This window comes from Brackiella oedipodis DSM 13743, assembly GCF_000621025.1.
Taxonomy (GTDB): domain Bacteria; phylum Pseudomonadota; class Gammaproteobacteria; order Burkholderiales; family Burkholderiaceae_B; genus Oligella; species Oligella oedipodis.
Genome location: NZ_KK211206.1, coordinates 464,925 through 488,893, shown reverse-complemented (window position 1 = coordinate 488,893; position 23,969 = coordinate 464,925). Strand labels below are relative to the sequence as shown.

Annotated in this window: 18 protein-coding genes, 2 tRNA genes and 1 riboswitch; of the genes, 9 read left to right on the top strand and 11 right to left on the bottom strand. The window is 47.5% G+C overall.

Going from position 1 to position 23,969, the window contains the following annotated elements; genetic code table 11:
* Positions 1 to 301: 301 nt before the first annotated feature.
* From Q335_RS0108655 to thiC, 7 genes are all read left to right on the top strand, one after another.
* Positions 302 to 1,282, top strand: coding sequence for an NAD(P)H-quinone oxidoreductase (locus Q335_RS0108655; RefSeq protein WP_028358280.1), 981 nt, complete (start codon positions 302 to 304; stop codon positions 1,280 to 1,282).
* Between the two features lie 256 nt (positions 1,283 to 1,538).
* Positions 1,539 to 2,330, top strand: a complete 792-nt coding sequence (gene tpiA / locus Q335_RS0108650) for a triose-phosphate isomerase (protein WP_051532421.1) — start codon at positions 1,539 to 1,541, stop codon at positions 2,328 to 2,330.
* Between the two features lie 17 nt (positions 2,331 to 2,347).
* On the top strand, positions 2,348 to 2,809 hold the full coding sequence (gene secG, locus Q335_RS0108645; protein WP_028358278.1) for a preprotein translocase subunit SecG: 462 nt from the start codon (positions 2,348 to 2,350) through the stop codon (positions 2,807 to 2,809).
* 218 nt (positions 2,810 to 3,027) lie between these two features.
* Positions 3,028 to 3,112 (top strand) — tRNA-Leu (locus Q335_RS0108640).
* A gap of 423 nt (positions 3,113 to 3,535) precedes the next feature.
* A complete protein-coding gene (locus Q335_RS09900) occupies positions 3,536 to 3,778 on the top strand; it encodes a hypothetical protein (protein ID WP_038369702.1) in 243 nt (80 codons plus the stop codon).
* 276 nt (positions 3,779 to 4,054) lie between these two features.
* Positions 4,055 to 5,743, top strand: a complete 1,689-nt coding sequence (gene mqo, locus Q335_RS0108630) for a malate dehydrogenase (quinone) (RefSeq protein WP_028358277.1) — start codon at positions 4,055 to 4,057, stop codon at positions 5,741 to 5,743.
* A gap of 317 nt (positions 5,744 to 6,060) precedes the next feature.
* Positions 6,061 to 6,165: riboswitch (TPP riboswitch) on the top strand.
* 157 nt (positions 6,166 to 6,322) lie between these two features.
* The gene (gene thiC, locus Q335_RS0108625; RefSeq protein ID WP_038369700.1) at positions 6,323 to 8,164 is read left to right on the top strand and encodes a phosphomethylpyrimidine synthase ThiC; all 1,842 of its coding nucleotides are present in this window, start codon (positions 6,323 to 6,325) and stop codon (positions 8,162 to 8,164) included.
* A 525-nt stretch (positions 8,165 to 8,689) separates the two neighbouring features.
* Here thiC and Q335_RS0108620 read toward each other — a convergent pair.
* From Q335_RS0108620 to Q335_RS0108595, 6 genes are all read right to left on the bottom strand, one after another.
* The gene (locus tag Q335_RS0108620) at positions 8,690 to 9,871 is read right to left on the bottom strand and encodes an MFS transporter (protein WP_028358275.1); all 1,182 of its coding nucleotides are present in this window, start codon (positions 9,869 to 9,871) and stop codon (positions 8,690 to 8,692) included.
* 256 nt (positions 9,872 to 10,127) lie between these two features.
* Positions 10,128 to 10,901 carry a sulfate/molybdate ABC transporter ATP-binding protein gene (locus tag Q335_RS09895; protein WP_084493599.1) on the bottom strand — a complete coding sequence of 258 codons (774 nt, stop codon included), beginning with the start codon at positions 10,899 to 10,901 and terminating at the stop codon, positions 10,128 to 10,130.
* Between the two features lie 9 nt (positions 10,902 to 10,910).
* Positions 10,911 to 11,585, bottom strand: a complete 675-nt coding sequence (gene modB, locus Q335_RS0108610; RefSeq protein WP_028358274.1) for a molybdate ABC transporter permease subunit — start codon at positions 11,583 to 11,585, stop codon at positions 10,911 to 10,913.
* A 30-nt stretch (positions 11,586 to 11,615) separates the two neighbouring features.
* Entirely contained in the window at positions 11,616 to 12,380 is a 765-nt protein-coding gene (modA, locus tag Q335_RS0108605; protein ID WP_028358273.1) for a molybdate ABC transporter substrate-binding protein, read from the bottom strand.
* A 115-nt stretch (positions 12,381 to 12,495) separates the two neighbouring features.
* Positions 12,496 to 13,014, bottom strand: a complete 519-nt coding sequence (locus Q335_RS0108600) for a PH domain-containing protein (RefSeq protein WP_028358272.1) — start codon at positions 13,012 to 13,014, stop codon at positions 12,496 to 12,498.
* A 242-nt stretch (positions 13,015 to 13,256) separates the two neighbouring features.
* Entirely contained in the window at positions 13,257 to 13,664 is a 408-nt protein-coding gene (locus Q335_RS0108595) for an OsmC family protein (RefSeq protein ID WP_028358271.1), read from the bottom strand.
* Positions 13,665 to 13,946: 282 nt separating this feature from the next.
* On the opposite strand from Q335_RS0108595, the gene Q335_RS0108590 reads away from it, so the two are divergent.
* Positions 13,947 to 15,200 carry an MFS transporter gene (locus Q335_RS0108590; RefSeq protein ID WP_028358270.1) on the top strand — a complete coding sequence of 418 codons (1,254 nt, stop codon included), beginning with the start codon at positions 13,947 to 13,949 and terminating at the stop codon, positions 15,198 to 15,200.
* A 443-nt stretch (positions 15,201 to 15,643) separates the two neighbouring features.
* On the opposite strand, the gene Q335_RS0108585 is transcribed toward Q335_RS0108590, so the two are convergent.
* A complete protein-coding gene (locus Q335_RS0108585) occupies positions 15,644 to 17,656 on the bottom strand; it encodes a ligand-gated channel protein (RefSeq protein ID WP_028358269.1) in 2,013 nt (670 codons plus the stop codon).
* A 237-nt stretch (positions 17,657 to 17,893) separates the two neighbouring features.
* On the opposite strand from Q335_RS0108585, the gene Q335_RS0108580 reads away from it, so the two are divergent.
* Positions 17,894 to 18,832, top strand: a complete 939-nt coding sequence (locus Q335_RS0108580; RefSeq protein ID WP_038369697.1) for a 3-hydroxyacyl-CoA dehydrogenase family protein — start codon at positions 17,894 to 17,896, stop codon at positions 18,830 to 18,832.
* A gap of 194 nt (positions 18,833 to 19,026) precedes the next feature.
* Here Q335_RS0108580 and Q335_RS0108575 read toward each other — a convergent pair whose 3' ends face one another.
* The 4 genes from Q335_RS0108575 to Q335_RS0108560 all read right to left on the bottom strand — a co-directional run bounded on the left by Q335_RS0108575 (position 19,027) and on the right by Q335_RS0108560 (position 23,884).
* A complete protein-coding gene (locus tag Q335_RS0108575) occupies positions 19,027 to 21,240 on the bottom strand; it encodes a PhoX family protein (RefSeq protein WP_038369696.1) in 2,214 nt (737 codons plus the stop codon).
* Between the two features lie 93 nt (positions 21,241 to 21,333).
* Positions 21,334 to 21,636 (bottom strand): hypothetical protein, encoded by a 303-nt coding sequence (locus tag Q335_RS0108570; protein WP_028358266.1) that lies wholly within the window; start codon positions 21,634 to 21,636, stop codon positions 21,334 to 21,336.
* Positions 21,637 to 22,433: 797 nt separating this feature from the next.
* Positions 22,434 to 22,527: transfer RNA gene (locus Q335_RS0108565), tRNA-Ser, on the bottom strand.
* A gap of 91 nt (positions 22,528 to 22,618) precedes the next feature.
* Complete coding sequence (locus Q335_RS0108560; protein WP_028358265.1) at positions 22,619 to 23,884, bottom strand: aspartate kinase; 1,266 nt, start codon at positions 23,882 to 23,884, stop codon at positions 22,619 to 22,621.
* Positions 23,885 to 23,969: the final 85 nt, after the last annotated feature.

The following is a 23,969-nucleotide window of genomic DNA, read 5'->3' as shown; positions in this document are numbered from 1 at the left end:
TATTTCTCTGCAAGCTGGGTAGGTTTTGAGCTTACGAGGTTCTCTTGTCTACAGAATTACCGTATTTGCTGAGTGAAATCACTGCTAAGACATCCGCTACTTTCAGCAGAGATAGTGCTGACAGGTCATCAACGTATAAAAGCAATAGGACAAACACCTCAGCACGACAAGTCGCTCACTGCGCTGTGGCTCTGCACTTACGGGTAGTCACTATGCTACTATAAACACACCTTACCTAGGCAGAGGCTGCGCTTGCGGCCTTTTTGTTCTAGGTGCCAACTGAGATGATTCGGAGATACCCATGAAAGCCATTGCCATTCGCGAACCCGGTGGTCCTGAAGTTTTAGAGATCATTGAACGTGATAAACCCACTCCAGCTAAGGGGCAGGTGCTGATCAAAGTCCATGCCGCGGGGATTAATCGTCCCGATGTTTTTCAGCGTCAAGGATCTTATCCGCCACCGGAAGGCGCTTCTGATTTGCCTGGTTTAGAAGTGGCAGGTGAGATTGTGGACGGTGACTTAAGTGGCACAGATTTGCAAATAGGGGATGCCGTCGTTGCCCTGACACCAGGCGGCGGTTATGCCGAATACTGTCTGGCGCCGGCGGCGCATTGCTTGCCTAAGCCTGAGCGCTTGAGTTTTGAAGAGGCGGCGGGCCTGCCCGAGACTTGCTTTACGGTCTGGTCTAATGTGTTTATGCGTGGTCGTTTAGCAGAGGAGGAGTCGCTGCTTGTGCATGGGGGTGCCAGTGGGATTGGCACCACGGCGATTCAAATCGCTAAGGCCTTGGGGCATACAGTGTATGCCACCGCGGGTAGTGATGAGCGTGTCCAGGCCTTACGCGACTTGGGTGTGGATCACGGCATTAATTATAAAACGCAGGACTTTGTGGCAGAAATCAAACAACTCAGTCAGGGTCAGGGCGTGGATGTCATTCTCGATATGGTGGCCGGTGATTACACTAGCCGCAATATTAAATGCGCTGCTCGAAATGGTCGCATTGTGGTGATTGCGACACTGGGTGGGCGAATGTCAGAGGTGGACATGGCCTTGCTCATGGTCAAAGGTGTCGTCTTAACGGGCTCGACACTGCGCCCACAGAGTATTGACTATAAGGCCGAGGTGGCTTCCCAGTTGCACCAGCAGGTATGGCCGTTGATAGAGCAGGGTAAATTCAGTCCTCGTATTCACCAAGTCTTTGATTATAAAGCGGTCCAGGATGCCCATGCCATGATGGACGCAGGTCAGCAAATTGGTAAACTGATCCTACGATTTGTATGACAGTCATCACTAAAATAGAGTAAAATAACGGGTTTATTGCTGTTTGATACTTATAGATGTTGGTCTAGGTGGGGTAGGTTGTATAGGCCTTGTAGGCTTTATAGACTTTACAGTCTTTATAGACAACCCAAAAAGCACAAACAAGTTATCAAACGGGCTTAAGAATGATTGTGTTGTAATCTCTGTGCCGCTGTCTATCAGCTATGGGATCGGGTCCTAGGTGAGTATCGCAGCGGCTGTCATTACACCTATACTTATGAATACTCATCAATCTTTTTCTTCTATCGAGTCTCAACCAGCGTCGACCTTTGATTCGCAAGAACGCTTAGTGGTCGGCAACTGGAAAATGCATGGCTCTTTGCAAAGCAATCAGGCCTTGTTAGAGGATTTGCAAGCGCATTATATCGATGCGGGGCAGACCGAGGTCGTGGTCTGTGTGCCTTATCCTTATTTGGCACAGGCGCAGCAATTATTGCATCATACGCAAATTACCTGGGGCGCTCAGGATCTGAGCGTGCACAGTAGCGGAGCCTATACCTCAGAAGTGTCTGCTAGCATGCTCAAGGACTTTGCCTGCCGTTGGGTCATTGTGGGTCACTCCGAGGTGCGTCAGTATCGCCATGATAGCGATGAATTGGTTGCCCAAAAAGCCGCCGTGGCGCTCGATCATAGCCTCACGCCCATTGTTTGCGTGGGCGAGTCCGAGGCGCAACGCCAAGCCGGTCAGACGCTCGAGGTCATTGCCGAGCAGTTACAGGTTTTGCTCGCTTTGGGAGCGGATCGGGTGCAACAAATGGTGATTGCGTATGAGCCTATTTGGGCCATTGGTACTGGCCAGACGGCGACACCAGAACAAGCGCAAGCGGTGCACGCCATGATTCGTGAGCGCCTCGCGCAGCACCATATTCATAATGTCCGTCTACTGTATGGTGGTAGTGTCAATGCCAGCAATGCGGCCGCGCTCTTTAACATGCCCGATATTGATGGGGCTTTAGTGGGCGGGGCCTCCCTCAAAGCAGAAGAATTTGCCGCGATTATCAGCGCTTAAGTTTATTTGGAGTTACTATGCCACCCTTTGTATTTTCTATTTTAATTATTGTTCAAGTCGTAACCTCGCTGGCCTTGATTGTCTTGATTCTATTACAACAAGGTAAGGGCGCCGATATGGGTTCTTCTTTTGGGAGTGGTTCGGCGGGCAGCCTATTTGGTTCCGCGGGTTCTGCTAACTTTTTTTCTCGCTTGACTAAATGGTTAGCGATTGTGTTCTTTGCCGCAACGCTCGGTCTTGCCTACTTAGGTAGTCAGCACCTCTATGGTCACAGCACGAAGTCATCTTCTAATGATGCCGGTCTGATGTCTGATTACCAAGATCCAGGTATTCCTGAGCCAAGTGCGAGTGAGACAGCGCCAAGCACAGAGGCACCTGTCGATGATTCTATTCCAAGTGCGCCTGATTCTAAGAGTGATGCGGCGGCGCCAGCCATCCCAGACGATAACGCAGCGCAATCGGATAAATCTACTCAATAATCAAGTCTGTGGATGGCGTGAGGACTTGGCAGTCGTCAGTCGTTCCTTGAGAGACGTCAGTCGACTGTGATGATGAATAACGGCGTGTTGCACAGCACGCCGTTTTTTTATAGTCCAGGAGCAGCTTAGGTATTTGCCGAGAGTGGTTAAAAAGTTTTTAATTTTAAGAAAGAAGGCTTTATTTTTATATAAAACTTATGGTAGAATAATTTTCTTTAGCTCTTGTGGTGGAATTGGTAGACACGCTATCTTGAGGGGGTAGTGGCGAAAGCCGTGCGAGTTCAAATCTCGCCAAGAGCACCATCTCTTATAATGATCATATATATCAGGCAGATATCATCTATTATCGTCTAGGATCATTTACCCACGCAGTTTACTGTCTTTTTATCTTTCCCTTCTTCTCTCTTTCCCTACTGTCTTACATTTTTTGCAGGCGCAGGTTCGTTCTGATCGCCTTCGATATCTTTTTTAGATCTTCATTCTTTCTTCTTATTTGATCTTATCTGCTTAGATTTGCTCTCCTGGCGTGCTTAAGCGTTGGCATTGGGCAATTGCTCATATAATAAAGATAAATAGCGCTTGCTATTAGCGCTGCTATTGTTTTAAAAGGCTTTAGTGCAGCAGCTCCAAGGAGGGGTGTACCGCTATTGGATAGGTAAGCTTGCTTGCACTTAATTAAGGTTAAAAATCTAAGGATAAGTAAAGTTAAATGAGGACAAAATCGCCATGAAAAAATTACTTTTTTTAGTGTTGGGTATGGGTTTGAGTGTTTCCGCAGCCGCTTATGGACAAGATGAGCAGCAGCAATTTTGTGCGGGGTTTGAGGAGGGGTACAAGTCCTTGGCAGGGGAGTGGGTCGTTGTCCCCGTCTGTCCAGTGGCTCCCGTCACGCCTGTTGGTTCTACGCCGTTTCGTGAAGGTCTTAAACAAGGGATGGGGCAAGCGTATCAGCAGGGTTATAACAATTAAGACTCAGAGCGAGCTCAACTTTTTTACCTGTCTAAAAAGACGTGCTGGCAATGCGGCATAAATAGCGCATCGTTAAGCTTAAGCATAACGCGCCTACACAGCCTATCTCAGTGCACCACTTGTTGCCACATGGTTCATCGCCTGGCGAAATTTTAATGATCCGAACGGCTGATCACTGATCAACAGCGGTTTTCAATGTAATAAAAAAGTTTGATATTTATCAGAAAGTAAAAATACGCTACAATGAGAACAATTATTACTTTCTGAGGGTGCCGTATGGCTAAATTTCTCAAATATCTTCTTTCCTTAATCGTGCTTGTCATAGTGGCATCACTGATTTTCTTAAACTGGCCATTTGTACAGCCTTCGGTGCCAGATGCCGAAAATGAAGAACCGGTAGATGTCGTGCTGATTGGTGGCGGTATCATGAGCGTGACGTTGGGTACCTACCTCCAGGAATTGGAACCCGACTGGAATATCCAGCAGTTCGAGCAACTCGATGCTGTCGGTCTCGAGAGCTCTAACGGTTGGAACAATGCCGGTACTGGCCACTCGGGTTACGCAGAATTAAACTACACGCCGATCAAAGATGGTAAGGTCGACATCACTAAGGCCATCAATACGGCTGAGAAGTTCGAGGTGTCTCGTCAGTTCTGGGCGCACCAAGTCAAACGGGGTATCTTGTCTGAGCCAAGTGACTTTATTAATCCAACGCCGCATATGAGTTTGGTGTGGGGTGACGACAATATCGACTTTCTTAAAAAACGCCAAGCCGAGTTAGTCAAAAATCCACTGTACTACGGTATGCAAATTTCGACTGACCAAGAGCAGATTAAGCAATGGGCACCACTCACGATGGAGGGTCGTGACCCGCAACAAAAAGTCGCGGCTACCTATATGCCTTTGGGTACCGACGTTAACTATGGTGTGATTACCAATCAGTTGAGTCAAGGTCTCAAGAAAAAAGAGAACTATCATCTTCACCTCAAACACAAGGTCACGGCTATCCGTCATAACGATGATAATACGTGGAATGTAACGGTTAAGAATTTAGACGATAACAAAGAGCGCACCATTAAGGCTCGCTTTGTCTTTAATGGGGCGGGCGGTGCCGCGCTCAAGCTCTTGCAATTATCTGGTATCCCAGAGGCCAATCGTTATGCGGGCTTCCCAGTCGGTGGTCAATTCCTATCCTTCGAGGATCCTGCCATTGCCGAGCGTCATAACGCCAAAGTCTATGGTCAGGCCGAAACCGGTGCACCGCCAATGTCTGTACCGCATTTAGACACCCGCAAACTCGAGGGTAAACAAACAATCTTATTTGGTCCATTTGCACTATACAGCACCAAATTCCTAAAAACGGGGTCTTGGTTTGATCTGTTCAGAACGGTCAATATGCACAATGTGCTCGGGATGTGGAAAGTCGGTCTCGATAATTTTGATTTAGTGACGTATTTGGTCAAACAAAATCTCTTAGACGATGATGATCGCCAAAAAGAATTGCTCAAATACTATCCTAATGCCAAACAAGATACTTGGCGCTTAATTACCGCGGGGCAACGCGTACAAATCATCAAAAAATTAGATGACGGTAAAACGGTATTGCAGTTCGGTACTGAGGTGGTGTTTGATAAAGACCATACCTTTGCGAGTTTATTGGGGGCGTCACCTGGGGCCTCTACCTCACCATCCATTATGTTGAGCGTCCTAGAAAAAGCCTTCCCAAGCAAAATGCAAGGTGAATGGCATGACAAGATCCTCGAGATCGTGCCTTCTTATGGTCAAAAAGTCAATCAAAGCCCGGCCTACACGAATAAGATTCGTCGCATGACCAGCAGTGCTTTGCATTTACCATTTATTGAAGTGCCCGAAAATGGCGAGCTTTCTACCACCCCGCCTAAGGTAGAGAATCCTAACAAATCTAAGCAAGAAGGCAATCTCAATACCGAGATGCAAGCGCTTTAATGGGCGTTTTGCCTGAGTGGTGAATGCGATAGGGTTTAATAAGTACCAAGGTACCACGACCTAGCAGTCGCCACTGCCTGAACTAAAACCCCTTTGTGCCCTGTGCCCAAAGGGGTTTTTTATAAAGATTGTCGTAAGGGATGTAGTGCTTGGTCTTGGTGGTACAGCTGCAGCTGGGCGCCGCTTAGTGATAAGTCTCTAGATAGAGCAGAGGTGAGGGTGTGACTGCAAAGCTTTTTAGGATCTGATATTGACCTAGTAAAACCCCTAGGGTCACTGAAAAGCTTTTACAAACTAGGGGTTTTCATGGTACAAAACAGTAATCCTAGGGGAGTCCTATACGGGACTGAGAGACTGCCTTGCAGTGACCCTTTGAACCTGATCCAGATCATGCTGGCGAAGGGAAGGATAAGCCTCTGTTAGACAAGTTGGGTGTTGATATTATTCATCGTTGGGCGATTTATAAGCATATACATCGCACTCAACATACTCAAGCTACTCTCATGATCTACAGAGGCGAGGGTCTTCTACCTTACTGGCATGCATACTGGGTCTCCACTTTGATACAGGAACCTTGATATGCCAAATTCATCGACTACCTCATCGATTACCTCATCGACAAGCTTAAGCGTCACTACGGGTCGCTTACCTGCCTCCACTAAAGTCTATAAATCCGGTCAACTCTATCCTAAACTCCGTGTTCCTATGCGCGAGATCGCCTTGCATCCGTCATCTGGCGAACCGCCTGTGACCGTCTATGATGCCTCGGGACCATACACCGATGAGTCCATCCCTATTTGTATCGAAGATGGCTTGCCGCGTCTGCGTCAACAATGGATTTTGGATCGGGGTGACGTGGAGCAGTACCAGGGTCGTGCCGTGAAATCAGAAGATAACGGTTTTGTTAGTGACGAAAAGCTCACGCCGGAATTTCCTGTTAAACATGAGCCTGTGCGCGGTTTGGCGGGTAAGGCCGTGACGCAACTGGCCTATGCCAAGGCGGGTATTATTACGCCCGAAATGGAATTTGTGGCGATTCGTGAGAATCTTGGGCGCCAGCAAATCGCTGAGGCTAAGCAACGCGACGGCGAGAGTTTTGGGGCGTCTATTCCTGACTATGTCACGCCCGAATTTGTGCGTGAGGAGATTGCCCGTGGCCGTGCCGTGATTCCCGCCAATGTGAATCACCCCGAAGCCGAACCGATGATTTTGGGGCGTAATTTCTTGGTCAAAATTAATGCCAATATTGGTAATTCGGCAGTGACTTCCTCCATGGCCGATGAGGTCGAAAAAATGGTTTGGGCCACGCGTTGGGGAGCCGATACCGTCATGGATTTGTCTACCGGGCGCAATATTCACAATATTCGTGAATGGATTATCCGTAATTCACCCGTTCCGATTGGCACGGTGCCGATCTACCAAGCCCTCGAGAAGGTCAAAGGTGTGGCTGAGGATCTAACTTGGGAGATTTTTCGGGATACCTTAATTGAGCAAGCCGAGCAGGGCGTGGATTATTTCACGATTCATGCGGGTCTGCGCTTACACTATATTCCCCTAACCGTTGATCGCGTCACGGGGATTGTCTCGCGCGGTGGGTCGATTATGGCCAAATGGTGTTTGCATCATCACCAAGAGAGTTTCTTATACGAGCATTTTGCTGAGATCTGTGATATTTGTCGTCGTTATGATGTGTCTTTATCTTTGGGCGATGGTTTGCGCCCTGGCTCGATTGCCGATGCAAATGATGCGGCGCAGTTTGCAGAGTTAGAGACCTTGGGTGAACTCACAAAAATTGCGCGGGCTAAGGATTGTCAGGTCTTTATCGAGGGCCCAGGGCATGTGCCTATGCACAAAATCAAAGAAAATATGGACAAGCAATTAGAGGTCTGCGATGAGGCACCATTCTATACCCTAGGCCCGTTGACCACAGATATCGCCCCGGGTTATGACCATATCACCTCCGGAATTGGTGCCGCCATGATTGGTTGGTTTGGCACCGCCATGCTCTGCTATGTGACCCCCAAAGAGCATTTAGGTTTACCTAATCGGGATGATGTTAAAGTGGGTGTGGTCACCTACAAACTCGCGGCGCATGCGGCCGATTTGGCCAAAGGCCACCCCGCCGCGCAGATTCGTGACGATGCACTCTCTAAAGCGCGTTTTGAATTCCGTTGGGAGGATCAGTTTAACTTATCATTGGATCCAGAGACAGCGCTGAGCTACCATGATGAGACCTTGCCGAAGGAGGCTCACAAAACCGCACATTTCTGCTCGATGTGTGGACCGAAGTTCTGCTCCATGAAAATCTCGCAAGACATCAAAAATCAAGCCAAGCTCGAGGGTATGCAAGATATGGCTCAAAAATACCGTGAAGAAGGTCGGCTTTATGTGCCGATTAAACGCGTCACAGAAGAGGTCTAAGCGCAGGCGAGCAGAGGCAATCAGTCACGATTAGTCGCGATCTGTCGCGATTAATCGCGCTCAGCGGCTAAGCGCTGAGGTTGCGCTGCGTGGCGCTGTTAGGCGTGGGGACGAAAATTAGCGTTGTTCGTCGCCGAGCCGTGGCTAATGGGTGAATTTGGTGTTTTAGTGTTTTAGTTTTTTAGTGCGTCCGTGTTGAAGTACTCTAGTACTCTAGTACTCTGGTACGCTCGTGCTTTAGTGCTTAAGCCTGCCTACTATTTACATCGGCTGGCCACGAGACGCTTAAGTGGCATAGCTCGCCATGGCTTTTACTTATAGAAAAGGCTAAGTGACTGTTACGTTTGCACTCAGTTCAACGGTCTAAGTCACGTTCTGCACGAAAGACCAACGATGTGATGGCCTCTCTAAAGTTATCCTAGACGAGACTAAAAAGTCCCTGCCTCCGTCAAGGGGTCAAGGGACTTTTTATCAACATACGTGTGGTGACTGTTGTTTGTTGTTTGTTGTTTGTTGTTATCGGGCTTAAATCGTACGGTTACGACTAGAAAGCGCGCCCATGAGGGTAATGGCCAGCGCCAGCACGACAAAGACCCATAAGGTGCTCATCCAACTGCTGCTGGCGTCGTGCAAGGCACCAAAGATCGGTGGCGCAATGGCCGCCAAAATATAACCCACTAATTGCGCCATGGCCGATAAGGCGGTGGCCTTTGAAGTGGTCGAGGTACGAATCACCATAAAAATCAGCGCCAGCAAGAATACGCCGCCGCTACTAAAACCAAATAAGAAGGACCAAACCACGGCCATAGAAGGCAGCAGAATCAGTCCCAAAAAGGAGACTAATAAGCTCAGACTCATCAACAGTGTGATGTGGCGTTGGTCATCAAATTTTTTCATGAGAGGCACAATGACGAAACCAGGCAGGGCACTGGCCAGTTGCAATAGGCCGTGCGTGGCACCCGCTTGCTCGGGGCTTTGACCCAATTCAATCAAGATATTGGGTAACCAAGTAATCATGGCGTAATAAATTGTGGAGTTAATGCCGCCGTACAGGGTCACATACCACGCTAAGGGATAGCGCCAAAGGCGATTTTTGGGTTGGTCGGTATGACTGCTTTGATGACTCGGTGAGGTTAAATTACCCCACGGTAAGCAGGCGCATAAGGCCAAAATAGCGAAAATGACCACCGAGGTGAGCGCGGCTTGGTTACTAAAACCATAGTGCTCGGTCAATGGAATCATCAAGGAGGAACCCGCGCCTGCAATAATGCCCATAAAAAGCACGTAAGATGAGGTCACTAAGGCCACGTGTTTAGGGAAAAAGCTTTTGACGACCACAGGCAGTAGGACGTTACCGACGGCAATACCGCAGCTAATTAAGAGCGTTCCCGCATACAGGGTTGGCACGCTAGCCATCAAGCGAATGGCATGACCGATAATAATGAGCAACATGCCAAAGGATAAGCTTTTGAGTAGGCCAATCTTATGAGAAAACCAATTGGCCACGGGTGAGAAAAAGCCAAAAGCCAGTAGCGGCAAGGTGGTGAGCATGCCTAAGGTACTATTGCTGAGGTGAAATTGCGTACTTAAAGGATTGATTAGGGGCCCTAAAATCGTGACGGGCGCGCGCAGATTGGCAGAGACAAGAAGAATAGCCAGCAGGATAAAGAAACCTTGCCAGCGGTGGGCAGTAGTCTGAGTCATCATTGGTTTAATCGAGTAATCGGTAGTCAGCAGTGTAACATTTTCTAACGTTTGACTGGGGGCAGGCTGGAATGCGCCGTGATGCAGAGGGGCTCGGTATTACGCGGCGATAGGGCACGCTATGAGCACATAAGGTCAGTGCTGACTGTTCTACCTATGTGACTATTGGCAAGACTGATCAAGTTTTTCTGTGGCTCTTTTTGCAAGACAGAGTTCGACCTAATTAACCTGTGCTAAGACTAGTCAACATAGCCGTGCTTTATTTTTGTTTGACTAAGACACCATTGACCATATGCCAGACTTCCTCACCGATGGCATCGGCATCGTCGGGATCATGGGTAACAATAATTAAGGCCAGATCTAAGCGTTTTTGCCACTCGAGTAGCTCTTTGCGCATTTGCTGACGCAAGAGGCTATCGAGCGCCGCAAAGGGCTCGTCCAATAACAAGACTTGAGGTTGTGTGATGAGGGCGCGCGCCAAGGCGGCACGTTGCCGTTGCCCACCCGATAGCTGTACTGGATAGCGATCGGCGAGATGCGTTAAAGATAGACTGTCTAACCACTGTTCGACGGCCTCGTAGCGTTTGTGGCGCCGCGGATTGAATAGCCCTTTGCGTAGACCAAAGGCAATGTTTTGGCGGATCGTGAGATGATCGAACAGGGCATAGTCCTGAAACATCAGGGCGGCGTTGCGTTGTTGAGGACGCAGATTAATACCTGCCTCGGTATCAAAAAAGGTTTGACCCATGATCTTGACATAGCCTTGATCCGCTGCCAATAATCCTGCAATCACCCGTAGTGTTAGGCTTTTGCCGCTACCAGAGGGGCCCATAATGACGAGGCGATGGGCATTGCTTTGTAGCTGGATGCGCAAATCGGTGGTTGGTAAGGGCAGCTCACTGTCTACCGTATTTTGTTGGGCTTTGAGGGCGGCTAGTTGCGATTCTGTGCTCGTGAGCGGTACGGCATCCGTGCTGGAATGATCCGCATTGTGGATGTGTTTTTGAAAAGCTATATCAAAAATCGCTGTCATGCTCAGCCCCTAGCGTAAGCGTTGTGGTTTATGCTTGGTGCCTAGGCGCTGCACCGTGTATAAGATCACCATGCAAATGACAGAAATCAATAGCACCAATTCATTCGCCAGGGTGTCTTTGCCCGCTTGCACAGCCTCGTAGACAGCAATCGATAGGGTCTGCGTCTTGCCGGGAATACTGCCGGCAATCATCAGGGTCGCGCCAAACTCACCAAGACAACGCGCAAAGGCCATCAGAATCCCAGCGAGAATGCCTGGGAAAGCCAGCGGTAAGGTAATCCTAAAAAATACGCCAGCGTTGCTAATGCCAAGGGTGCGAGCGGCGTCTTCGAATTGCGGATTGACCGCCTCAAAAGCGGCGCGCGCAGGTTTGATAATCAAGGGCATAGAGACGATGGTGGCCGCCACCACTGCGCCTTGCCAAGTAAACACCAGGTTAATACCCAAGTGGGATAACCACTTGCCGAGCCAACCCTCACTACCAAAAAGCACGAGCAAATAATAGCCCATGACGGTAGGGGGAAGTACCAAAGGCAGCGTCAGAAAAATATCGAGGAGATTTTTGCCCTTAAAGTCACGATGCGCCAAATGATAGGCGATAATGAGTGCCACCACGATATTAATCATGGTGGCACACATCGCGACCTTAAGCGAAAGATAGAGGGCGCTCCAGATTGATGCAATCACGTTGGTTTGGCGCTCAGCTTAATTCAATTACTTAGCGCTATCAAAGCCGTAGTTTTTGAAAACTTCGATGGCTTCTGGGCTGTTTAAGTATTCGATGAATTTTTGGGCATCTTTAGCTTCTGGGGCTTTTTGTAATTGGGCCACTGGGTAAAGGATATCGCTAGACAATGGAACTTCTTGAAGGATATCGACTTTGTCTTTCATGATTAGGGCATCGGTCTTGAAGACAAAACCCACTTGTACTTCTTTGCGAGCCGTGTAGTCTAGCGCTTGACGGACATTTTGGGTGTTGACCACTTTGTCACCTAAATCATCCCAAAGATTGGCTTTTTCAAGGGCGGCTTTGGTGTAACGACCTGCGGGGACGCTATCTGGATTACCCACAGCAATGCGTTTCACGTCGGTATTTTTGAGGTCGTCAAGGCTATTGATCTTGAGGCCTGAGCCTTTTGGGGCGATCAAGACTAGGCTGTTTTTGAGCAAATCCGCACGGGTGGCTTTGTCTAAAAGATTAGCGTCTTGTGCTTGATCCATGGTTTTTTCGTCGGCACTAATAAAAACGTCGACAGGGGCGCCATGTTTGAGTTGTTGTAAAAGCGTACCAGAGGCCGCAAAATTCAATTCAACCTTATCACCCGCGTGCGATTTTTCGTAGTTTTGGGCAATTTCTGTAACAGCATTTGTAAGACTAGAGGCCGCAGAAACGGTAATCGTGCCAGCTTGCGCTTGTGAGGCCACAGCCGTAATAGCCGCGGCGCTGCCTAAAGCGACTAAAGGTTTTTTGATATCCATGAAATAACTCCTTAAAAAATAAGCTTATCATTCTTTATAACGTATAGCCTAGTGTTTAACTACTATGTAAATCAATAAGTTAGCCATTCGTGCAGCTAAAAAATAAGGATAGTCATTAACCGAAGTTTTTGAGTTGCTCCTCGGTTTTTTGTTCGTCAGGAATGCCTTTGAAGTAATCCTTAACTACCTCATTGGCAATTTTTACAAATTCTTGGGGATGAGCAATCAATGGCACATGGCTGGGATCTTTGCCCACGATTTCGATCACAACGGTGCCATAATCTAAGTATTTACCGAATTTGCGCTCTAAGTAGACAATGTTCTTGATGTCTTTGAACTCAATGTCCAGCATTTCAAAGTGCAAAAAACCATATTGCGCCACAATCCGCTGATTGGTGAGGGCTAATCTTAGGGTGTAGGTCACCACCACTGATGGCAAGAAAATCAAGGCCCCACATACCACCAGTAATAAGCCCCAACCGTGATTGACCGCTTGCTGCGTCAATGAGGGGATACCACAAAGAATCATGGTGAGCCCGATCGTGCTTTTGACAATATGACCAAGCTTAGTAGGTTTGGCTCGACAAATGAGCTCTTCGTGGGGGCGCAAATGAGTAAATAGCAGCTTAGTCATGTATTTTTGTGTAACAAAGGCCTCGATTAGGCTTAGCTAATCTTAATTCATCTATTTTAACATGAGCTTAGTTAAGGTTGACAATAGACCGAGCGGCAAGTTGCCGAGTTCCTCAGGCTGCCTTCTGTGAAAAAACACAGGTCGGCACTGCTCTTGCTCGCTGTTGAGGTGACAGTGCCTTCTGCTTCCTACCTTCTTCTTTTTGCCTTCAGTTTTTTGCTATGGGTATGCTCAAGGTTTCTTTAGAGATTGTAATTAAACTGTAAGTCCTGCTCAATATCGGGATGAATACTTAAGGCCACGGGGCAGGTTTCAGCAATACGCTCGACGATGAGGCGTTGTTTTTGGTCGAGTTTAGCGGGCATATAAATCTGTAACTCAAGGCGCTTAATGCGACGCGGCTCAGGATTCATGATTTTAGTGACGTCTATATAGGCACCGTCGATGTCTAGATCGGAGTTGACAGTTTTGATGCCAATCGTAGTTAGGATACATGAAGCCAGCGCGCTCGCCACACAATCCGATGGTGAAATATATTGCCCCTGACCATGATTGTCTGTCGGAGCATCGGTGAGAAAATGCGTGCCTGATTGGTTATGGGTCACCTCGGTACGGAGTTGACCGCGATAGTGAATAGTGGCTGTACTCATGCAAAAATCCTAAAAAATATTGTTAAGAATGTAAATATAGTTTACATTTTTTGCTTGATGCCTGCTCACTGAATACGGTGTAAGTCTGTCTAGCGTCAACGCGCGTTAGGGTCTCGTCGTCCTAGTGGAACTTGCGAGTCTGAGTCAAGCGCCAGTTAAACCGATAACATGGATTCATCAAGTATTCAGCCCGTGTTGAGCACGTATTTAGTAAGTGTAAGTATTTACTAAGCATAATCCCCGCAATCAATCAGCATTTAGTCAATTTTTTTTATCATTATTATGTCGAATTCAATGCCCGCCACCACGATTGATCAGCACTATTGGCGCAAAATCATCCTCACCTTTTTGTGCATGATGATCGAGAGCACGGACTATAGTATTTATTCTTTCAGTATGAAGGCAATTCAGGAGGACTTTGGCCTGAGCACGGCACAAATGGGCACGATTGGCACCTGGTCTATGATAGGTTTGGCGACGGGCACGTTTGTGGGTGGTTGGCTTTGTGATCGATGGGGTCGCCTCCCTGTCCTAAGTCTAGGTGTGATAGCGTGTAGTTTCTTTACGGCCTTATTGGGCTTTGCCCAAGGCTATATGGGCTTTTTGTTAGGTCGCTTTCTGGGGGATGTCGCCATGGCCATGGTCTTAGTGACCTGCATGACTTATTTGTCGGAATCGGTGCCTGCGCAACGACGTACCTTATCGATGGCTATGCTCATGAGTGGCTTAACTGCGGGCAATGTTATGGCTGCCTTTCTGGCCAATCAACTCATGCAGGCGCAAGGCTGGCGGGTCGTCTATTTTGTGACGGCCCTGCCGATAGTTCTGGGCATCGCCTTGCCTTGGTTGCTACCAGAAACGCCGGTGTGGCAGGCGCTACAGCGGCAATCGCGAGCCATTAAACAGCAACAACAGGATTTTTTTGCAGCGCTTAAACGGCCCACCTTAACGCGGAGGATTTTTATCGTTTGGGTACTAAGCTGTGGTTGTCTGCAACTGGCCTATTATGGGGTTAATTTATGGATGCCGTATTTCCTCGAAAAAATTATGCTCGTGCCCTATAGTCTCATGACGCAATACATGATGATGTTTAGTGTCACGATGGTGATCGCGGCCTTTGTGGCGGGCTATAGCGCCGATAAGCTGGGGGTTCACATTGTGTATTTTTGGGCCGCGATAATCAGTGCGGTGTGCTTGCCCATGATGGCCTACCTAAGTCATACCTACAATGTGCTGTATTTTGCACTCATTTTTGGGGTTTTTGCCGGTAGCAGCTACAAAATCATGGCCAGTTATATGACAGAAAGCTTTCCCGGGCAGTTTCGGGGTACGGCGGTGGGTTCGGTCATGACAGCAGGTAAGAGTATTTCAGTATTTGGGCCGATTTTGGTGGGCACATTGGCCGATCAGGGCTCCTTCAAACTGGGTTTTATGGTCTTAGCGGTGGCGTATTTCTTGTCTGGCTTAGTAGCACGCTTTTTTATTCCTAGTCATTTATATGAGCCAACACAGGCTACACTTGAGACTAAACAGTAAGCAGACGCTAGCGCTATTAACACCGACTACTTGAGTAGGACGGTGCCTGATGCCGGCAAAGAGTGTAAAAAGTCATCAGCGCGTTTGAAGTTTAGACAAGATTAACAAGCATGCAGGTCAAGATAAATAAGATGGGACGAAGCAAATAGATAAGAAGAGCAAGTAAAGAAAGCAAAGTAAGAAGAACAAGAAAGGCGAAAAGAGTGATAAGAGCGAGAGGAGCGAGAGGAGCGAGGGGTACGGGAAGTGCGAGCAGTGCAAGTTGTGCAAGCAGGGCGAGATGCGTTTGAAAAGGCTAGTAAAGACTAGTAAAGGCTAGTCATAAAGGCCTGGAAAGCTTAAAAAAGAACGGGTACAAGCCAGTAAACCCAGTAAAAACCCAGTAAAAAACCAGTAAAGGCACAAAAAAAGCGCTCCCGCTGGAGCGCTTTTGCTTTCTTGACTTAGAACTTCGCAGTCACTTGGGCCCAGTAGCGGCGGCCATCGTAAACAGCGTCAAAGTCCTCAGAGGTTACGCGTTTATCAAAGACGTTATAAACACCCAAACCAACATCAAAGTTTTTGCTGATTTTGTAGTTCACACCTAAATCCACAAAGGTGAATGAAGGAGTAGCATCAGACATGGTCGTACGGCTGAGGTACTCACTGGTGCGGCTACGGAAGTTGACGCGGGTCCAGAGGTTTAAGTCCTCACGTGGGTCGTAATCCAAAGAGGCATTGACCATGTGACGTGGGTTTTTGTTCAGTGGACGACCTGAGTTAATTCCTGATTTCTGACGAGAGTAGGTGTAGGTATAGTTGGTTTTGAGACTCCACTCATCATAGATTTGGAAGTTAGCGGTCGCTTCGACACCACGCATCACAGCTTTATCGACGTTGACACGGTCACTAATGAATTTATAACCTTTGTCACCCGGCTCGACGTGGCAAGTTGGCAAGTTTTTCTTGTCTTGGCAACGACGAACTTCAGAGATTTTGTCTTTGTAGTCAGTATTAAAGAAGGTCAAGCTGGTGCTGATCTCGGCCATTGGATTCCAGATAAAGCCGATTTCTTCACTGACAGATTTCTCTGGTTGTAGATCTGGGTTACCCATGATAATAGCGGGTACACCGCCACCCCCAGTGATTTGACCCCAACCACCGACGGATTGACGCAAGCCCGGTGCTTTAAAGCCCCAAGACACACCGCCTTTGAGGGTGAGTTCAGGCACGATATGCCAAACCGCATAAGCACGTGGCGTCCAGTGTGAACCATAGTTCTCGTCGTGGGTCATACGCGCACCACCGGTGAGACTAAAGTTGTCTGTGATTGACCATTCATCCTCAGCAAACAGTGCCCATTGGTAACGTGTGATTTTGTCCAAGGACTTATCGTATTGGTTACCTTGGTCACCGAGGGATTCGTATTGGTACATAGCACCAAAGGTTAAGGCATGAGAACCGAGTAATAAATTACCTTTGGTCTCGGCTTCAGTGTTACGTAACTTCATGCTACGACCCGGGTTCTCGGTCTCATCGTACTGTACATAAGAATCTGTACTGAAAATATCACTCCAACGACCATTATGGCTCAAAGAGTAATTGTTACGAGAATAACGGCTCTTAGAGTCTTCATAACGACGACCATTGCGCGGATCAACTTCGGCCGTTGATTTACCCGTCATAGAGTCACGATCTTGTAAGGTGCGAGACATTTCTAGACCAAAGTCGTGATCGTCACCAGCTTTAAGGGAGAGTTTAGCCGTACCGGACGTCGTATCTTGGCGGTTAAAGCCACCGATAATATCGTCTTCTTGGCGGTATTGTTTTTTGCCATAGATTTGTAAACCGAGGGTTTTGTCGATTAATGGGCCGCCTAAGAAGAAGTTACCACCGAAGATATCACCAGAATCACGGTCTTCTTGGATAGTGGCTTCACCACGCAAGCTACCGCTCCATTTTTCTGGGACTTTACGGGTAATGACGTTAATTACACCGCCCATGGCTTCTGAACCATAGAGTGAAGACATCGGACCACGCACCACCTCGATACGTTCAATCGCTTCGAGGGGTGGCATCCAACCTTGTTCAATCCCTGGACCATCGGAGTTAGGGCGAGTTTCACGAGAGGATTGACGCTTACCATCAATCAAAATCAAGGTATATTGTGGCGACATACCACGTACACTAATGTCACTACGACTACCACCACCCGTGATGCTAACGCCCGGTACATCTCTTAGCATGTCGGTAATATCATTAAAGGACTTTTTCTCGAGGTCTTGACGACTGACCACTGTAATAGAGGCAGGTGCATCTTCAATCAATTGCTCGGAACCTGAAGCCGTCACAACGATGTTGTCCATGCGTTTAACGTTAGAGTCTGCTTCTTGAGCGAAAATGACTTGTGGTAGAGAGAGGAGGGCGAGGCCAGAGAGAGCCGCCTTGAGGGTGGTATTGAGTTTTATTTGTGACATAGTTTTCTTAAGTATTAAAATTGTAATAAAATATTATGTTTTTAATTGGTAACCATTATCATTTTAATTATTAAAAACTTCAATAGCTGTCATATATTTTTCCTAAAATTACTGAAATTCATATTAAATATGAGTAGTTTTTACAACACTTTCAGGGTTTACCCTAGGTCGACTTAGGGGCTTGGCTTATCTAGGATAAGAACTTAAGAAATAGGTGTTTTTAGCTAGGGAGTAAACATGAGAGCGATTGAGCGCATTACGATTTTAGGGGGCGGCACCATGGGACTGAGCATTGCCAAAAGCTTTGCCATGGCCGGCCAAACTGTGACGGTATATGAACCGAATAATGAGGTTCGTGACGCCATCCCTGCTAAGGTGCAGAGTGACTTTAACCTGCTCAAGGAGCAGGGCTTATTGGCAGAGCTAGAGGTACAAGAGGCGACTCAGTGCATTCACCTCGCCAGCGAACTTGAGGCGGCGGTCGAGCAGGCTCAATTAGTTATTGAATCCGTGCCTGAGCAGCTTGATCTCAAGCAAGAGGTATTTGCGCAATTACTGCAATTGGCGCCTAATGATGCGATTTTGGCGAGCAATACCTCGAGTCTTAATCTGCTCGATGTGATTGGCGCGTTCTCTGAGTCGCAGCAACAGCGATGCTTACAGTGCCACTGGTTTAATCCAGGGCATTTAATCCCCTTAGTGGAACTATCGGACTTTGCGCCTACGTCCGAAGAGACGGTGCAGGCGGTCGAACAGCTCCTACAAAAAATCGGCAAAAAAACCGTGCGGGTGCACAAAAATGTCGCGGGCTTAATTGCCAATCGTCTGCAAGCCGCTTTAGTGCGCGAAGCCTTAGCCCTGTATGAGGAGGAGGTGGCCAGTCCCCAAGATCTTAGCCGTGCCTTTACTTACGGCCCAGCGGTGCGCTTTGCACGTACGGGGGTGTTGGAAGTGGTCGATTTAGGTGGCCTAGATGTCTGGTCGGCCGTGCTCGATAATCTCTTACCGCAAATCAGCCAAAGCCAAGAGGCCAGCCCTTTATTAAGCGAAAAGGTAAAACACCACCAATTGGGTGTCAAAACAGGCGCAGGCTTGTTTGAGTACAAGGATCCAGAACAACGTGCGAGTGACTTTTACCTCAATATCATCAAGCAAGTCAAAAGCCTTCAACAGTAAAGATCAGCCTTTGTTGTTTAAAGCCTTTATCGACTCACGCAGTGATAGCAGCGGGCAAAAAAAACCGCTAAGGTTATTTGACCTTAGCGGTTAAATTTAAAGTCGATAGCATTTGCTATCCATCTGTATGATTATGCAGGGTTAAGCATGCTGGAGCACGGTGCGGTATAAGCCACCATGCTCAGGGTCATGCCTTAGACGGCGATGGTACCCCCGTCTTTGCGAGTGATGACAATCGTGGCTGAACGTGGGCGTTGACCTTGACCGCCTGGCCAATGGCTAGTCCATTTGTTAGGATCACCAATATCAGCTTTGGCAGTTTCTTCACCTGGGTGTTGAATATTAATAAACAAGGCTTTATTGTCAGGAGTCTCGACAATCCCCGTAATCTCACAATTGACCGGTCCCACTAAGAAACGACGCAAGGTGTCAGCGTTCGGGTTTTTACCTTTTTGGGTGGTGATTTTGTGATCTTGCTTAGCCCCTGAGTTGAACTCATAGCTGCCACCATCACCAACATGACCTGGCAAAGCCGCTAACATCATGCAGTTACTCTTATTGGTGTAGGCGCTATCGTCAGTTTGAATCCATAATAAACCGCGATTATTAAAGCGCAAGCCATCGGGTGAAGACATATCGTTGTCGTCGCTAAGCGCCGATAAATTGACATTAGCGTCGGCGCTAGCAGGCGAACCAAAGAGATAAATATCCCATTTCATGCGGGTTGAGGTTGGGTCGCTATTGTCTTCGGCAATACGGATAATATGACCGTTAACATTGCCTTTGAGGGCCTCTCCGTCTTTGTCTTGTTTATAAAAACGCGGGTTGGCGGCGTCGATCTTGTCTTCGCTGCGTTTGCTGTTGTTGGTGAGCGTGAAATACACTTCATTATTGAGTGGATTGACACTACACCATTCAGGACGGTCCATTTTAGTGGCGCCCATGGCATCGGCCGCGACACGGCAATTAATCACCACATCACCTTGGTTTTTGAAGTGATATTTGTCGTAATGCTTAATCGCGTCTTGTTCGATGTCTAAAGGTAGCCACTCAGCGCTGCCATCGGCATTAAATTTGGCTGCATATAAGGTGCCCTTATTGAGGTATTTGTCACCGGCCTGTACGCCTTTGCTCGCATCGCTTGGATCCCATTTCGCCGCGCTGACAAACTTATATATATATTCGTTTTTGGAGTCGTCACCCATATAGAAGACCACAGGTTGACCAGCCACAGGTTCTGGACAAACCGCGCTTTCATGCGCAAAACGACCAAGGGCGCTACGTTTTTTGAGGAGTGAATTAGCATCAAATGGATCGAACTCTACCACGTAACCAAAGGTGTTGGCTTCATTACGGTAGTCTTCGCTTGCCTTGCCTCCGAGGTTATCCAAATTCCAACGGGCATAACGATCGTCTTTGCCCGCACTGGCCCAGCGGAATAAATCGTCATAACCGCCTTCTTGACCGGCTTTAATGCCATAACGCTCCAGCGCGTGTAAGCGGTTTTGGTCGTTTTCGTGGCTATTTTCTTTGGCGCGTTGGAAGTAGACGGCCCAGTTTTCTTCACAGGTGAGCATGGTGCCCCAAGGTGTGCGGCCTGTTGCACAGTTATTTAAGGTACCTTGAGATTTATTACCCGATGGGTTGAATTTGGTGATAATTAAATCACTTTCTTGGGCCGGACCTTCTAGGACAGCCGCCGTGAGAGGAGTGATGCGACGGTTGTATTTATCATCTGTCACATATTGGTATTGACCGTTTTTCTTTTGAATCTTGATGACGCTTAGGCCATGACCCAAGATCTCTTTGTCGACTTCGCTGGCGGGGCGGGCTTGAGCACCCGTGGTGTTATTCGTACCGCCATTGCTATGCATAAAGACTTGAGTGATGTGCTCGTGGTTAATACACAGAATACCTTGATCGCTATTGCCGTTATCCGCTTGACCTTGTTCGTTTAAACCAAAGAATTCCATACCATCATGGTGGTCGCCCGAGCGTTTATCAAAATCGCTATCGCTACCGTCGTTTTTGAATTTAGGCACGTGACTAAAGAGCGGGTCACCACAGGCGTATAAGACGGAGACTTGATAATTGTCTGGCACGGTGACGATATCTTGCAAAGACTTAGCGACCGGATTGAAATTAAATTTAAGACCGTCTAGCGTCGCTTTGGCACCATTTTGTTCAGCAGCAAGAGGAGCGCTTGCGGCTTGGGCGGATTTTTGCATGGCAAGTGCGCCCACGCCACCAAAGAACAATAATGAGGTCGCCCCAATACCGCCTTTTAGAAAATTACGACGGGTGGCATTAATGCGATCATTGATCACTGCCTGAAAACTTGGGTTACAGGAGTCGTTGTGGCCGATATCATCAGGATCCACGTACTCAGGATTATTTGGGTTTTTCATAGACACTGTGCCCTATAGTAAAAAAGCACAGTGTAAAGGCTTTATATGACAGCTTGTTTACAAAACCTTTTTACAACGGTGGCTTAGACGCCATTAGGTCAGGCCGCACCAAGCAGGCAAGGCATGTTGTAAGGCCAGACGGGCTTGTGCCGTAGCAGTAACTTTGTCGGTATGAGTAGGCGGCACTGGCGTCTGGATCGCGGCATCTGCAGGGTATGAGTCTGAGTTCTGGGCGGTTGCCGTTATTGCATGAGTTAGCGCCCATGTCCCCGCCCCGCCTAGCATAAAAAGAGAGGTGGCGCCAAGACTACCTTTGAGGAGTTGGCGACGTTGAGGATCGATATTGTCTGTGCTTGTGTTGGTGAGAGAAGGGTTCGCTGTCCGAAAATTGTTCATTAAGTGGCCCTTATGACAGAAGAAAATAGTGGTGGTTAATGCTGACTATAGTTAAAAATTGTAGAGAAGGATTTTTTGTGTCGCAATGCATCAGAGCTTTGATGATAATAAATATTCAATGCTTGAAGACTGTGCAGTGTGACAAGATTCTATGGCAGCAGGTGGCCAATATCGCTGAGTCTCATTGTAGGTAGGGAGGTTTAGTAGGGAAGGTAGCTGTGTTTAGGGGTTAATATGTGCGATTCAATGTCTAGAGAGTGGTAGCACTGTAGCGCCTCAGGGTAAGGGCGCTCTATGAGGGGAGCTACTAAAAAGTAGCTTATGAACGTCAGAACGTCAGTAACAAGCACGGCACGAGGGCTAGCGCTACAGGACTACGAGTGATAAGTTTTGAGAAGGTAGTATTAGTCGTGAAATTCAGCGATAAGTCGTTGATCAACAATCTATGATTTACGGCAAAAAATAACCCCTGATAGAGAAGTCAAACTTCTGTATCAGGGGGGAATCTAAAAATTTTACTGGAGTTATAAAACCAATTAAATAGGATAAAAATAAGATCTAAAATTTACCCCTAAATTTTAGATCTTGGATTTTAAACCTTAACTTTAAACCTTAAATTATAAAACGACACTTTTTAAAACGACACGTTTTAAAAGCTAAATTTTAAAACACACTAAGGAAAGGAAAACTAAATATGCATGAAAATAGTACCCAATTGACACTGACTACTATAAACACCAAACCAAACAAACTACGTTAAACAAACTACCTGCAACAAACAACGTATATGCTAAATTTGGCGGAAACGGAGGGATTCGAACCCTCGATACAGGTTTAAGCCCGTATGCTTCCTTAGCAGGGAAGTGCCTTCAGCCTCTCGGCCACGTTTCCGTGTGAATTCATAAGTATATTATAAAGTTTTAAAAAAAGCCAGACCCTAGCGAGAATTTTTTAAAAAATACAGAAAATAGTGGCGTAGGCTTTAGTCCTCGATAGAGACCACATCTTCTTTGTCGAGGCCAAAGGCATTGTGTAAAGCGCGAACCGCTAATTCCATGTATTTATCTTCGATAAGCACAGAGGTTTTGATCTCAGAAGTACTGATCATTTGAATATTGACGCCTTCATCAGCGAGCGTTTTGAACATTTTGCTGGCGACGCCGGCATGAGAGTGCATACCAATGCCAACAATCGAGACTTTACAAGCATTTTCTTCGGAGAGGATGGTTTTGGTGTTGACTTTTAGTTCCTTGTCGAGGATTTGTACGGCTTGTTGGCGATCTTGACGCTTGACCGTAAAAGAAAAATCCGTGGTGCCATCGACCGATTGGTTTTGGATAATCATATCCACATCGATATTGGCTTTGGCTATCGGTTCTAGGATAGAAAAGGCGACGCCTGGGGTGTCGGGTACGCCTAAGACAGTGATTTTGGCTTCGTCGCGAGAGAAGGCGATGCCTGAAACGATTGCAGCTTCCATTTTGAGTTGTTCCTCGATTGTAATTAAGGTGCCAGAGACGCGCTCTTGTTCGACAGGGATGTCTGGTGCCGTCAGTGAAGATAAGACCCGTAAGGGCACATTGTATTTGCCAGCGAATTCGACCGAGCGTATTTGTAAAACTTTAGAGCCCAGTGAGGCCATTTCAAGCATTTCTTCAAAAGAAATCTTGTCGAGGCGACGAGCTTTGGGTTCAACCCGTGGGTCGGTCGTATAGACACCATCGACATCGGTAAAAATCAGGCATTCGTCGGCCTTGAGTGCGGCGGCAATCGCGACGGCAGAGGTATCGGAACCCCCGCGGCCAAGCGTTGTGATATGACCCTGCTCATCGATCCCCTGAAAACCCGTCACAATCACGACTTTATTTTGGTCAAGATCGTGCATGATACGAGTGCCATCGATCGATTTGATTCGTGCTTTGGTGTAGGCACTGTCAGTGATGACAGGGACTTGCCAACCGGTGTAACTACGAGCCGCCACGCCTTCGGCTTGCAGGGCAAGGGCTAAGAGCGCGCTGCTGGCTTGCTCGCCAGTGGCGGCCAGCATATCCAGTTCGCGGCGATCGGGCGTCTCTGAAATTTCTGCGGCTAAACCTAATAAACGGTTGGTCTCACCCGCCATGGCAGAGGGCACAACCACCACCTGATGACCGGCACGATGCCATTTAGCAACGCGTTTGGCGACATTTTGGATCCGCTCAATAGAACCCATGGACGTGCCACCATATTTATGAACGATTAAGGACATGGCAATAAAAATTAGCTAAAGGGATTTAAAATAAAAAGACACAAAAATTTACAACATAAACAACCATTCTACCGTGTTTTAAAAT